Origin of the sequence: Flavobacterium myungsuense (assembly GCF_042677265.1) — a bacterium.
GTDB classification, from domain to species: domain Bacteria; phylum Bacteroidota; class Bacteroidia; order Flavobacteriales; family Flavobacteriaceae; genus Flavobacterium; species Flavobacterium myungsuense.
In genome coordinates this window covers 1-15,825 of the sequence record NZ_JBHTIZ010000022.1, presented here as the reverse complement: position 1 = coordinate 15,825, position 15,825 = coordinate 1, and the positions used below count along the sequence as shown (strand labels likewise).

At 37.4% G+C, this 15,825-nt stretch carries 6 protein-coding genes; all 6 read left to right on the top strand.

All coding sequences use genetic code 11. The annotated features are described in order from the left end of the window. Positions 1 to 133: 133 nt before the first annotated feature. Positions 134 to 625: a hypothetical protein gene (locus ACFQ0S_RS07965; protein WP_379758890.1), complete on the top strand. Its 492-nt coding sequence runs from the start codon at positions 134 to 136 to the stop codon at positions 623 to 625. Positions 626 to 923: 298 nt separating this feature from the next. Beyond that, on the top strand, positions 924 to 3,410 hold the full coding sequence (locus tag ACFQ0S_RS07960; RefSeq protein ID WP_379758887.1) for a hypothetical protein: 2,487 nt from the start codon (positions 924 to 926) through the stop codon (positions 3,408 to 3,410). A 71-nt stretch (positions 3,411 to 3,481) separates the two neighbouring features. Next, positions 3,482 to 4,096: a transposase gene (locus ACFQ0S_RS07955; protein ID WP_379758884.1), complete on the top strand. Its 615-nt coding sequence runs from the start codon at positions 3,482 to 3,484 to the stop codon at positions 4,094 to 4,096. Between the two features lie 103 nt (positions 4,097 to 4,199). Beyond that, a complete protein-coding gene (locus ACFQ0S_RS07950; RefSeq protein WP_379758881.1) occupies positions 4,200 to 4,526 on the top strand; it encodes a nucleotide pyrophosphohydrolase in 327 nt (108 codons plus the stop codon). 603 nt (positions 4,527 to 5,129) lie between these two features. Next, the gene (locus tag ACFQ0S_RS07945; RefSeq protein WP_379758879.1) at positions 5,130 to 5,588 is read left to right on the top strand and encodes a hypothetical protein; all 459 of its coding nucleotides are present in this window, start codon (positions 5,130 to 5,132) and stop codon (positions 5,586 to 5,588) included. Between the two features lie 98 nt (positions 5,589 to 5,686). Next, on the top strand, positions 5,687 to 15,825 hold a 10,139-nt coding region (locus ACFQ0S_RS07940), incomplete at its 3' end, for a YDG domain-containing protein (protein WP_379819077.1).

The following is a 15,825-nucleotide window of genomic DNA, read 5'->3' as shown; positions in this document are numbered from 1 at the left end:
GTTTTTTTTTATGCAAAAAAATCATCCAATTACGGTTTCCCGTAAAAAAATCATTTTCAAACGGCCTAAGTTTAAAAATTATTAATCCAAAAGTCATTTTAAACAACACTGACTTTTTAAAAATCATGTAAGTATGCCATTTGAAAACCTGAACAACGTGCATTACACCGCAGCCGAAAAAACGCTGACCACAACTGCATTAACAGCCTTAGAAACCGCCTTGGCAACTAAGTTTAGAAACCTCTCTCCTGAGGAACGCAAGAAATACGGGAGCATCAATGAGCAAAACAAACTCATTGTAAACAAAATTCTAGATTACAGAAACAATCAATCGGGTTTGAGCAGTGCCGATGTAGATTGGGACGAGTTTCAAAGCGATTATGATTCCAGGGCGTTTATTCAAGCCATTATTTCTAGGTTGCAAAGCCTCATCGACGGATTAGACAATAACAAAATCCTACACGATTATGACAACTACCAAGCGGCGCTTACTGATTATGGCTATAGCCAATACAAAGCAGGAACTAAAACCGCAGGTTATGAAACCAAAGTAAACGAGTTGTCACAATTTTTTAGCAGAACAGGTACTTCAACTACTCCTGCATCTGACACTGCTACCCCATAAATACTGCAGTTGCAACAATGACAGTACCCTTTCAGACAATCTTAAAGGGTATTTTTTTTGTCTCAAAATGCCAAAAAACGCCAACGTTCACGTCAGGCACGTAAAGTTTTACGTCAAGTACGTGAAGTTTCACATCAAGCACGCCAAATTTTACGTCATATCACGTAAAGTTTCACATCAAGAACGTGAAGTTTCACATCAAGGACGTAAAGTTTCACGTTTTTAAGATAAATCACGCACAATACATACTTAACACGGCACAATTATTTATATTTGTTCAATACATCACAAACAAGGCATGAGATATAAAAACATCCGAGAAGAAGAATTAAAAAATAAAGTTGGAGCCGATTGGTTCAAACAATTTGATACTACCGAAATTATAGGAAACATCGATTTTACTGTTTTTCCGCAACAAGATAATTTATTTGGGCGCACACCTTTGCTTTGGGCAGAAGCTAAAACAGGAAATTTTGATGTAGCTACTATGTTTGTGCAACTCATTTTAACTATTGGCAAAGCACGAACTTTTGATAAAACCATGCCACCTGCTTTTTTGGGTGCTTTCGATTTTAAAAAAGTAGCATTTGTTCCTTACATTAATATACAAGATATTTTTTATCTAAACGATTTCAATTGGAACGTTACGCCTAGTAATCACGAAACCAAAGAATTTCAGCTCATTAAACAACGTATTGAAGCGACACTAAAGCAAAATACCTACGTTTATGATTATCAAAAAGACGAAAAAGAACTCCAGACGTTTATAAAAAACAATTTAGCCAAAGCCACAACAACCAGTAAATTAAAAATTGATAAAAACAATTTCATCCCAATATATTTACGTTGGTTAGAAATTGTAAAACCCATCATTGACGTTAATTGGGACGATTTAAAAAAAGCCAATATTTTAGACAGCGATTTCTATTTGGCTGATTTGTTTGTTGATGATAAAGACACCCAAAACATTGGAGACGATTTATCGATTCGCGAAAATTTATTTGTGATGTTTCAAAATGAAGGGTATAAAATAGCTAAGGAAAACCTCAAGCAAATGTTTGATGCCAACATTATGCTAAAAAACAAAGACACCTATTTGCATTTTTGGAAGCGCTACAAACGACCACCACTCAAAGAGTTTCAAGATTATATTATAGAACGTCGCGATTTACTCGTGCCACAAGACATTCGGGAACGAAAAGGTGCTTTTTTTACACCCCGTATTTGGGTAGAATTATCACAAAAATATTTAACCGATTATTTAGGCGAAAACTGGCAAGACGAGTATTACATTTGGGATTGCGCCGCAGGAACCGGAAACCTTTTAGCCGGATTGACCAACAAATACAACATTTACGCCAGCACACTAGACCAAGCCGATGTAAACGTAATGCACGAGCGTATTGATCATGGCGCGAACTTGCTTAAAAACAACGTGTTTCAATTTGATTTTTTGAATGATGATTTTTTCAAGCTACCACAAAGCCTGCAAGATATTATTAATGATGAGGAGAAGCGAAAAAAGTTAGTGGTGTATATTAATCCGCCGTATGCTGAGGTTTCTAGTATTGGTATAAAGGGAAAATCAGGTGTTAATCAATCAAAAACTCATACAAAGTTTAGTAATGAATTAGGAGGTGCAGGACGTGAATTATTTGCACAATTTTTATTTAGAATATTTTCCGAAGTTAAAGGATGTATTATTGGAGAATTTTCGACGTTAAAAATTTTTAACGGTTCTGCGTTTAATAGTTTTAGAAATAATTTTAAATCTAATTATGAAAATGGCTTTATCGCTCCTGCATATACATTTGATAATGTGAAAGGAAAATTTCCTATTGGATTCAAAATTTGGAACACTTCAAAAATAAATAATATTTCAAAAATAGAAATAGATGTTTACAATGTAAAGTCAGAATATATAGGCATTAAAGCTTTTTATGTTAACCATAACAAAAATAATTACATCAATAACTGGATTTCATCTTTCAAAATAGATAAGGACTTTATAGGCTTTCTAGCTGGTACAAACGGAAATGACTTTCAACAAAACGCTATTGTATATTTACTGAATAGCAAAGATCAAATGGCTAATCCAAGAGGTATATGGGTAAATCATAGTAATTTAATTCAAGTATCTATTTATTATACTGTTAGGAAATTAATTGAACATACATGGATAATTCATAATGATCAATTTTTATATCCTAATAATAAATGGATTTTAGATAAAGAATTTCAAAATGACTCTTTAACCTATATTTTATTTCATGAGAAAAACAACATCCAAAGTCAATTTGGCACCAACCATTGGATTCCTTTTACAGAATATGAAGTCAATGCACAAGCCAAGTTTGAAAGTAATTTCATGACCCATTTTATAAAAGGTAAAATAAAACAAGAAGCTCAAACCACAGATTTATTTAGTTCCGCAATAAGCCCTAACAGGGTTTCAAACCCTGTTAGGGCTATAGAAGTAACTGATGCAAGTCGTAAGGCTGCAGATGAAAATGTAAAATTGCAATTTTCTGACGAAGCTGTTGCAGTGTTTGATGCCGGTCGTGAATTATGGAAATACTATCATGCGCAAAAAGACGTAAATGTTAACGCTTCTTTATATGACATCAGAGAATATTTTCAAGGTAGAAACGATAAAGGCAGAATGAATTCTAAAAGCAATGATGCAACCTACTCGCAACTAATTGCTAACCTTAGAAGTAAGCTGTCAGTTTTAGCCGATAAAATAAAACCAAAAGTATATGAATATGGTTTTTTGAAGGAGTAATTCGCAAAAACCCTAACTCTAACCCTAACAGGGTTTTGAACCCTGTTAGGGTTAATAAATTATATAATAAAATGGAACAAAAACAACCCATACTTCACGGAAATTATTACCACATTTACAATCGAGGTAATAACGGAATTGATGTATTCTTAGAAAACGAAAATTACTATCATTTTCTTCGGTTGTATGCTAAATATATAGAGCCTGTTGCCGAAACCTTTGCTTGGTGTTTGTTGAAAAATCATTTTCATCTTTTGGTAAGAATCAAAGAAAAATCAGAAATAAACAATGAAGAATTGAGTTATTCAACAACTGAAAAACCTAAAACAGTTGATCCATCAAGGCAGTTCTCGCATTTGTTCAATGCTTATACACAAGCAGTAAATAAACGCCATAATAGAACAGGAAGTTTATTTGAAACCACTTTTGAAAGAAAATTGGTTTCCTCTGAAAAGTATTTTCAACAATTAATTTTTTACATACATAACAATCCAGTACATCACGGTTTTGTTACGCAAATGAGTTTGTACCCATGGTCATCTTATGAAACGGTACTCTCGGATAAACCATCTAAATTAAAAAGGAAGGATGTAGTTGAGCTATTTGGAGGTTTAGAAAATTTTCTTTTCTATCATAATCAACAACAAGATTTAAACGAAATAAATAATTTAATAATTGAGTATTAATTTTTTCAACCCACCCTGTCAGGGTTCCACACTCTGACATTAATTTTTATAATCCACCCTGTCAGGGTTCAAAACCCTGACAGGGTTAATATACAAAAAAACTATGAACCTAAAATCCTCCCAACTAGAAGTCGACACTTGGATAAAAGAACACGGTGTGCGCTACTTTAACGAACTAACTAATATGGCGCAACTTACTGAAGAAGTAGGCGAAGTAGCCCGCATTATTGCCCGACGTTACGGAGAACAATCGGAAAAAGAATCAGATAAAAACAAAGACTTAGGAGAAGAATTAGCCGATGTCGTTTTTGTTGTCTTATGTCTCGCCAACCAAACCGGAATCGATTTGCAAGCCGCTTTCGACAAGAAAATGGATTTAAAATCAGTGCGCGATAAAGACCGTCATAAGAATAATGATAAATTAAAATAAGATGGAAGTTAGGAGTTGGAAGTTTAATGTTTCTATACCTATATTTGCACTTTCTGTGAAATAATAAAAAAAGGAACCTATTTTTACAGGCTTTAAGCCTCTAGCTCCCAGCTTCAATCTCAATTACGGGCTCCAAATCTGAGACTAATAGACTATTACTATTACAAGCTTTGTTCTTGGTTTATGAGAACAAAACGAATTCTTTCGAACAATCAATCTAATGATTTTTCAACTTGTACAAAAAAACAAATAATTCACTTCGGAATTGCTCCAAATCGTTTGTAAATTAAAACTTTCTTAAAAAAAGCAACTAATTACAACAATACCATTGCTTAATTAAAAAATAGATTTAAGCCATTGCTAAGCCTTTCAAATTTGAGAGGCTTTTTTTATTGCATCTCATTATATTTCTTAAGTAATTTTATTTTAAATTTGTAAGTTTTTTACCATTAAAAATGATTAAAAGTGTATTTAATCGGTAAAAAAATACACTTAATCTTGTTTTTATTTTTTTTTCCCAAATAATAAAATTATGTTTGTCATGTTAAATAAAATAGTGAATACTATTTGTTATAAACTGAATGTTTATTTAAATGGAATAGCATGAAAAAAATATTAACTAATTCTAAAAATCAAACTGTATTAAATTTTGCAATATCCTTGTTTTTTATAAGTGGTATTTCAGCACAAACTTCGTCAACAAATAAATCCCTTTTTGCCCCAAGCATGTTCAGGTTAAATTTTACAAGTGACAGAGAAGTTTTTAAACAGATGGAAGAAAGGTATACTCTGGATGCAACATTAGTTGTATCCGGAGTTATCTTTGGAATCAGCACGAATCAGTACGAAAAAAAACAGGAATTAAAATGGCTCCAATTTGATTCTAAAGGCTATTTAATTAAAAAAATAGATTGTTTACAACAAAGGCTAAACAGTGCAGTGCATTTCATCGATTCGTCTATTTTAAAATGCATTACAAAGAAAAGTATTCTCGATGAAAATCATAAAATTTTAAAGAAAATGCATTTTATCAATTTTATAAGCCTTTCATCCTATAAATAATTCAATTATTAATTCGCAAATTAAATTTGCAACGAAAATATTTTATTAAAACAAACCCAAAACTATACAATAAATTATTTAAACCAAAAATTATTATTATGAAAACAATTTTTTCAAATAAAAAAATAGTACATGTCGTCTTCTTGGCACTAACCTTATTTTTTGTAGAAAGTTCTTTTGCTCAAACTACTTACTATTCACGACTTACTGGTGGTTGGAATGCTGCTGTTTGGTCAACTACAGTTAATGGTACCGCTACAACTGCAACAATTACATCCAATGATAATGTAGTTATTCAAGATAATCACAATATTACTGTGAATGTCGCAAATGCTGTGTGTAAGTCTATTTCTATGGGAACAAGCAACGCTGTAGCTACTCTAACTTTCGCAGTTTCCTCACAACTTACAGTTTCGGGAGCAGTTACTTTGGGTAATTCTGGTGATAATAATCGGCGTGGTGCCATTGTAATGGCGGCAGGCGGTAAATTGATTTGTAATTCACTTGCATTAGGAAATGCAGGAACAAATACTTTTACGTCTGGAACAGGAACAGTAGAGCTTGCAGCAACCAATACGTTGCCAGCAACTATTTTTACGACTTTTAATAATCTTATTATTTCGACCGGTAAAACGACGACTGGTCGTGCTTTGACTATTACTTCACTTACAGTTAATTCTGCCGATGAATTTGAATTGGCACATGCTGTAACGGCAAATGCACTTTCATTAGAAGGTGGTTGTGCGGTAACAGGTGCAATTGTTTCAGGGTCATCTACATTAACTTTAGGTGGTAATGTAACAGTAACAGACAATACAGGAGGTACAGCAGGTGCTGTTATCTCTTGTCCAGTTGCTTTGAGTGCTACTAGAACCTTTACAGTAGCTGATGATGGTACATCAGCAAATGATTTAACTATTAGTAGTGTCATCAGTGGTACTGCTTTTGGTATTACAAAGGCTGGAGCTGGTACTTTATTTTTAAGTGGTTTGAATACCTATACTGGAGCTGTTACTGTTAGTGCAGGAACTTTGTTGGCTAATACTATTGCTAATGCTAGTACCACTAGTTCTCTAGGAACTGGTGCAGGGACTGCTGCAATTTCAATAGGAGCTTCAGGTACACTTGCGTATAGTGGATCAGGAAATACTTCTAGTAGAGCAATAACCTTAACAGGAAGTGGAGCAACAATCAATGCCTCTGGTACTGGTGCATTGACTTTATCTGGAGGAATTACAGGAAATACTTTTAATCTTATTTTAACTGGGACAGGAAATGCTACTCAAAGTGGTGTAATCAATACCACTACAGGAACTGTTACCAAAAATGGAACAGGAACATGGGTGCTTTCAGGAACTAATACCTTTACAGGAGCAACAAACGTAAACGCTGGTACTCTGAATATTCAGAATGCTCAAGGAACGGGAACAACTGCGGGAGGAGTTACAGTAGCCAGCGGTGCTACATTGCAATTGCAGGGAGCAATAACAGTAGGAGCTGAGGCTTTGTCACTAGCAGGTGGAGGCGTTGATGGTAATGCAGCATTTGATAATGTAAGCGGTAACAATAGCTGGGGCGGAGCCATAACTTTGGCGGCTGATGCTACTGTAAGAAATCAATTAAATAATCTAACGATTTCTGGTACTGTAGCCTTAGCAGGTCGTCAGCTTACTTTGGGAGGTGCTTCGACCGGAGGATCAATCAGTGGAGTCATCAGTGGTTCGGGTAGTGCAGTTAGTGCTATACGAAAAGTGACTTCAGGGACATGGTCTTTATCCGGTGCCAATACTTATACTGGAAATATCCTTATTCAATCAGGGACTTTAACTGTAGGTAACGCATCTGCACTAGGGGCTAATACAAATAATTTGTCCATCTCATCTGGAGCTGTAGCTAATCTATCATCAAGTGAAACCGTTGCTTCTTTAACATTAGATGTTTTAGGGACTCAAAACGGTACTTGGGGCTCTGGTTCATCGTCAGCTACATTCAAGGATGATATTTATTTTACTTCAACAGGTATACTCACTTTTTCTAATGATACAAGAACAACCCCAACAGTTACTCCGACAATTGGTAGCTATACTTTTTCAGGATCAGCACAAGGACCGAATACTGCAACGAATACCGGAACGGCAACAAGTTATACTTACAGTTATGAAGGTACAGGAGGAACAACTTATGCAGCTAGTGCCACAGCACCAACCAATGCAGGAACCTATACGGTAACAGCAACTGTTGCAGCTAATAGAAATTATCTATCAGCGAGTTCATCAGCAACAGCATTTACCATTGGAGTAGCAACACCTACAGTTACCGTAACTGTTGGTACCTACACCTTTTCTGGATCCCCTCAAGGACCAAATGCCGCTACCAATACTGGGACAGGAACAAGCTATACTTACAGTTATGTGGGTACAGGTGGGACTACCTATACAGCGAGTGCCATCCGTCCAACTAATGTGGGTTCATACACGGTAACAGCAACTGTAGCTGCTAATGGTAACTTTGGTTCAGCAAGTTCAACAGCAACAGCATTTACAATTGGAGTAGCAACGCCTACTGTTACTGTAACTGTTGGTACCTATACCTTTTCAGGATCTCCTCAAGGACCTAATGAAGCAACAAATACTGGAACGGGAACTAGTTATACTTACAGTTATGTGGGTACAGGTGGAACTACTTATACAGCGAGTGCCACTCGTCCAACTAATGTGGGGACCTATACGGTAACAGCAACTGTAGCTGCAAATGGTAACTTTGGAGCAGCGAGTTCAACAGCAACAGCATTTACAATCGGACTAGCCACACCGACAATAACACCAACAATTGGTACCTATACCTACACAAGAACAGTTCAAGGACCTAATGCTGCCACGAATACTGGAACAGGAACTTCTTATACCTTCAGTTATGCTGGAGTGAACCCTACGGTTTATGGTCCAAGCGCTACTCGTCCAATTAATGTAGGAAGCTACACGGTAACAGTAAGTGTTGCTGCTAATGGAAATTTCGCAGCTGCAACTTCTTCACCTACTGCATTTACAATCAATTCAATAGCGCTAACCATTACAGGAGTAACGGTTAGTAACAAAATATACGATAATACCACTACCGCTTCATTAAATACCGCTTCAGCTACTTTAGTTGGAGTATTAAGCCCCGATGTTGTGACTTTAAATTCAGCAAGTGCTTCAGGAACTTTTGCTTCTGAAAACGCAGGAGCCGGAATAGCTGTAACGACTAGCGGATTTAGTATTGGAGGCGCCAATTCAGGGAATTATACCTTAACACAGCCTACAGGTTTAACGTCTACGATTAGCCCTAGACCTGTAACTTTATCTGGAACGAGAGTGTATGATAATACTGATGTTGCAGCTGCAACAGATTTGACTATAACCAATAATTTAGATGGAGCTAATTTAACTTTATCTGGAAGCGGATCTATTTCACTAGAAGATGTTGGTACCCATAGCATTAGTGTTGCTTCATTACCGGCAAGAGTTCAGTTTGCTACAGCAAATACGGGAGGAAATCCTGCAACAAGTTGTATAGCAACCTTTAGTGCTACTCCAACCAATGGGAATACGTTAATAGCTGTAATTACTACAAGAAATAATGCAGCAAATACGGTTTCGAGTATTACACAAACAGGAGCAACATGGACTCGAGCCACACAAGGGGTAAATACAAATGGTACTACCACAGAGATATGGTTTGCTCCGGCGAGAACTACAGTAGGTGCTTCTGTTACGGTAACTTTAAACCAAGTTAGCACTAGAACTTCTCTTGTGGTTATGGAATACAGTGGGATTTTAGCATTAAATCCATTAGATGTTGTTAATAATTCCACTGGAAATAGTGCAACCGCGACTACAAATACTATCACCACTACTCAAGCGAATGAGCTGTTAATAGCGGGTGTAGGGTTGGTAAATAGCACTTTTACACTTAATTCAATAACTAATTCGTTTACAACTGTTGCTAATGTAGCTACAACAAATGGAACATCCAGTAATAATGCTGAAACCTATGCTTTAGAAAGAATAGTAAACACAGCAGGAACCTATTCTACGGGAGGAACAGTAAGTACTTCCTCTCAATGGTCGGCTGCCATTGCTTCCTTTAAAGCGGTTATACCATCAGGAAATGCTTTTGTATTGGGTGGTTCAGCAGCTTCAAATTATACCTTGAATGGAGTATCGGGTTCAATGGAAATTACGCCTAAAAACCTAACCATTAGCGGTGTATTTGCAACTAACAAAGTATATGACGGTACAACCGTTGCTACTTTAAATTCAGATCTAGCCTCTTTATCGGGTGTGATATCCTCAGATGCGGTTTCTTTAAACAGCTCCAATGCTACCGGTACTTTTGCTTCTGCAAATGTAGGAACAGGAATTGCCGTTACTGCTAGCGGATTCAGTCTTACAGGAGCTAATGCAGGTAATTATTCAGTAACACAGCCTACCGGTTTGTCAGCCAACATAACTTCAAAAGGGATAACCATTTATGCCAATAATAGAAATAAATGTTTGGGATCTACCCTCACTTTTGCTGGGAATGAGTTTACTACCAGTTCGCAAGAAAGTGGGCTTACAATTAGTGGCGTTACCCTTACAAGCACCGGCGCTACCTCGTCAGCAGCCTTGGGAACGTATACAATTGCTGCCTCAAATGCCACAGGAACAGGATTAGGTAATTATGCTATCAATTATGTTTCAGGAACATTAACGGTAATGAGCTCACCTGCTACAACTGGTGCGTCTATTTGTCCAGGAGGTAGTGGTGCATTGACATCATCTGTCTCTTGTATTTCAGCATCTATTTTAGGTGGTGTAAAAAATCCAGGCGCAGTAGTTAATACTAGTAGTATCGGAAATGTTGCTTGGAGTAATCCTTCAAACGCTATGACCAATAATGGTGCTTATGCTAGCGTGACGCTTTCTAATTCCTCACAAGTAAGTAATTATCTAATGTCTGCTAATCATTCGTTTGCCATTCCTACGAATGCAATTATTCAAGGAATTACGGTAGTTATACAAAAATATGCGACTAATTTTATTGGGTTTACTCGTTTTAGAGATAATGAAGTAAGGTTAGTTAAAGCTGGAACAGTAGTTGGAGACAATAATGCAAACGCTGGCCAAGACTGGCCTCAAACAGCACAAGATTTTACGTATGGAAGCGTAAACGATTTGTGGGGTACTACTTGGACCGCTGCTGACATCAACAATGCTAATTTTGGAGTTGCCTTGTCTGCATTAAGCGCTACCAATCCATTTATACCTATCCCTTATTCTGGAGAGGTTGATGCTATAACTATTGAAGTTATATATGGTTTACCAGGAACTCTTAATTGGTTTACAGCATCATCAGGTGGTTCTGCTATAGGTTCTGGTTCATCTTTTAATCCAGTTGGTGTTGCAGGTTCTCCTTTAGCAAATACCAATACGCCAGGAACGACAACATTTTTTGCCGAATGTTCATCCTTACCAGGATGTCGTACCGCTACTGATTTTGTTATCACTGCGAATCCGACGGCACCAACGGCTATTAACAATACAAAAACCTATACAGGTATTGCCAATACAACAAGTATTTCTGCCACGCCTCAAGCCAATCAAACTATCGATTGGTATCAAGATGCTACAGGTGGTAGTCCATTAGTATCAGGAAGCACTACCTATATTCCAACAGCAGTTAATGTAGGAACATATACTTTTTATGCAGCTGCAAGAGCTAATTCACTAGGTTGTACGAGCACTACTAGAACAGCAGTTACTTTAACTATTACTAAAGCACCTTTAACGATAACAGCAAATAATCAATCTGTAAGTTTTAAAACGGCAGTAGCAACAGTAATAGGCGCTGGTACTTATACCGCTTCTGGTTTTGTAAATGGTGAAACGGCTGCTGTAATCAGCGGAACAGTCACATATACCACTACTTATACTGCAACTACCAATGCAGGTACATCGGGTGTAACGATTACTCCAAACGTTTCTGGATTGACAGCTACCAATTATAGTTTTGGTACTATTGCAAATGGTACTATTACCATAGGTAATGCCACACCAATTGTAACTCCAATAATAGGAAGTTATATCTATACGGGTGTGCCACAAGGACCAAATTCGGCTACAAATACAGGAACAGGAGCGACCTACACCTACAGTTATGTAGGAGTGTCGGGTACTGCATATAACGCAAGCGCAACTCCTCCAACAGCAGTAGGAAGTTATTCGGTAACAGCTACCGTAGCAGCTGATGGGAATTATTCTGCAGCAAGTTCGGTTCCAACTGCCTTTACTATTGGTAAAGCGGTATTAACAATTACAGCAAACAATCAGGCAGTTTCTTTTGGTGTTGCTGTGGCTTCAGTAACAGGAGCAGGAACCTATACGGCGACTGGTTTTGTAAACGGAGAAACAGCTTCTGTTATTAGTGGCGCTGCAACATATACTACAACATATACTACAACCACAGCATTAGGCACTGCAGGAGTAACCATTACTCCAAATGTTACTGGACTTAGTGCTGCCAATTACAGTTTTGTTGGAGCGAATGGAACCATTGCCATCAATAATAAAATTACGCCAACACTATCAGTTACTATTGCAAGTTATACCTATACGGGTTTACCTCAAGGACCTAATACAGCTACTAATTCTGGAACAGGAAGCACTTATACCTATAGTTATTCTGGATCAGGAAGTACAGTTTATGGACCAAGTGCTACTTTGCCAACAGTTGCAGGTAGTTATACTGTAAAAGTTGCAGTTGCAGCTAGTATTGACGGTGTGTACAATTCCGTTACTTCTGCAGAAACAGCTTTTACTATTAATAAAGCTACATTGACACTAACAGCATCAAATGCCAATAAAACGTATGGCACTGTAATAACTACACCTATATCAGGTTCAACTGCCTATACGATTACAAGTGGTTCTTTAAAAAATGGAGAAACTATAGGTAGTGTAACTTTAACTCATGGAGTAGGAGCATTAGCGGCAACGGATGCAGTAGGAAGTACGTCAATAATTACTCCAAGTGCCGCAACAGGAGGAACTTTTTCAATAAATAATTATACGATTACGTACAATACTGGGACTCTAACAGTAACGCCATTAGCTATAACTGTAACTGCTACTGGTCCTGCGAAAATTTATGGTACAGCTTTAACTACTGGTACTAGTACGTCTAATTTTACGGTTACCGGTACATTGCCTTCAGGACAAGCATTAACTAGCGTTACGCTTACACCAAATGCAAACGGTTTATCTGCTACTACAGCAGCTGGAGCCGCATATACAGTAACGCCATCATTGGCAACTGGATCAGGAGGTTTTATAGCAAGTAATTATTCAATTACTTATGTAGCTTTTTCAGGAGTTGTAGCAACTAAAGCATTAACGATAACTGCTAATCCTGTTAGTAAAGTGTATGGTGAAGTATTAACTACTCCAGAAACAGGTTCAACTTTATTTACAACTAGCGGGTTAGTAGGCAGTGAAACAGTAGGTACTGTTACTTTAAACTATGGCTCTGGGGCCTCTGCAATTAGTATAGTTGGGACTTATGCTAGTGCTGTTGTGCCTTCAGCGGCCATAGGAGGTACGTTTAACGCTTCTAATTATACGATTACCTATGTAGGCGGTACTACAACAGTAACTACAGCGGCATTAACGGTAACTGCTCAAGATCAATCGAAATGTTTCGGAGCTAATGTTGTGTTTTTTGGAGATGAATTTTTGACAGCGGGATTAAAAAATGCTGATGATGTTACTACAGTATCTTTATCGAGTACTGCATCATCTACAGCAACAGTAGCAGGAACCTATGACATAGTTCCTTCTGCAGCAACGGGAACGGGTTTAAGTAATTATACGATTACCTATGTTAACGGAACATTTACAGTAATTTCATCGCCAGCACCTTCACTTTCTGTAACTCCTGCTACTGCAACAGTATGTAGCGGAACTCCTGTTGCTATTACAGCAACGGTATCGGGAGGTAGTCCTAACAAGGTGTATACAGGTGTAAATACTAGACGAGTAAATATTCCAACTAATAGTAGTAATTCAGTTTCACAATTTGGTGAATCAACAATTGATCTTACAGATGCCACTTCAGCTACAGTAAGTAGTGCTTCTGTAATTTCTGTTCAATTTAGTATTACTCATACTAATGTTCAGGAGTTAGATGTGTATCTTGTTGACCCTTCTGGAACAAGAGGAATGTTGTTGACTGCAAATAATGGGGGAAATGGTGATAATTACACCAATACCATTATTAGTACGAGTGCAACAAACAAAATAGGTTCGTCAGGAAATAATTCAGCACCTTTTACAAATACATATGCTCCTGAAGGAGGTATTTCAACAGAACCTGCGACAAATACTCAGAATGGTAATAATAGTGGAAGTTATAGTACAGCCAATATTGGTTCCTTAGCTTTAAATGGTGCAACAATCAATGGAACTTGGTCTATAAAGGTTTTTGATGTGGATGGCAGCACTACAGGAAGATTAGACAACTGGACGCTTACCATTACAAATCCAGGGGTATATACGTCTACACTTGTAGGGCCAGAAGCGAATGAAACCATTACGTATTCAGGAACAAACAATCGTAACGTGGCTATTAGCATGACACCACCAGCAGGAGTTAACAATTACTATGTAGAAACTACTGATGCCATAGGGTGTAGTAATATTTCTAGTGCAATTGCAACAACAGTCAATACGGCTCCAGCTATAACGGTTCAGCCAACAGCTCCTGCTGCAGTATGTTCAGGAAATGGTATAAGAACGATAAGTGTTACTGCTACAGGAGCTGGATTAACCTATTCATGGAGAAGAGCAGGTGTAGCACTTACTAATGGAGGAGTAATTAGTGGTCAAGGAACAGCAACCTTAACTTTAACAAATCCTTTAGCAGCAAATGCTGGAAGCTATGATGTGGTAATAAGCGGTACCTGTACCCCAACGGCTACGTCTAATCCGGTTACTCTGACTGTTAATCCAAACTTACCAGCGAGTGTAAGTATAGTATCTAATGATGCTGATAATACAATTTGTGCGGGTACTAGTGTTTCTTTTAACGCTACTCCAGTTAACGGAGGAACACCAAGTTACCAATGGAGATTAAATGGTACTAATGTTGGAACCAACAGTGCTACCTATACTACATCAGATTTGGTGAATAACGCAGCTGTTTCAGTTTTGTTGACATCTACAGCTACTTGTGCTACTGGTTCACCAGCGACATCCAATACGATTACTACGACTGTAAATCCTAATTTACCTGCAAGTGTAAGCGTTGCCTCTAGCGATGCAGACAATGCAATTTGTCCTGGAACTAGTGTTACTTTTACTGCTACTCCAACCAATGGTGGCACCTTGCCATCTTATCAATGGAGATTGAATGGTACTACTATTGGAACTAACAGTGCTACATTTACTACAACAACATTAGCCAATAATGATGTAGTTACAGTAGTAATGACATCTAATGCTACACCTTGTTTGACTGGTTCTCCAGTAACTTCAAATAGTATTACTACATTGGTAAATCCAAATGTAGTTGCGAGTGTAAGCATATCTTCTAGTGATGCCGATAATTCTATTTGTTCAGGATCCAGTGTAAGCTTTACTGCTACTCCAACTAATGGAGGAAGTTCGCCTATTTATTTATGGAGATTGAATGGTATTAATGTAGGAACCAATAGTGCTACCTATACTACAGTTGCATTAACAAATAATGATCAAATTAATGTGATAATGACATCTAATGCAAGTTGTGCTTCTGGTTCACCAGCCACTTCTAATACGATTACTACTGTTGTAAATCCAAATTTACCAGCAAGTGTAAGTATTGTGTCTAATGATGCTGATAATTCAATTTGTTCAGGAGCGAGTGTAACATTTACCGCTACGCCAACCAATGGAGGAACACCAAGCTATCAATGGAAATTGAATGGTGCGAATGTAGGAACCAATAGTCTTTCATATACTACAACAGCATTAGTCAATAATGATTCGGTTTCAGTGGTGATGACATCCACAGCTACTTGTACTTCAGGTTCACCAGCCACATCCAATACGATTACTACTGTTGTAAATCCAAACTTACCAGCAAGTGTAAGCGTTGGAGCAAGTGCTACTACAATTTGTCCTGGAACAAGTGTAACATTTACCGCTACACCAACTAATGGAGGTACAGCACCTTCTTA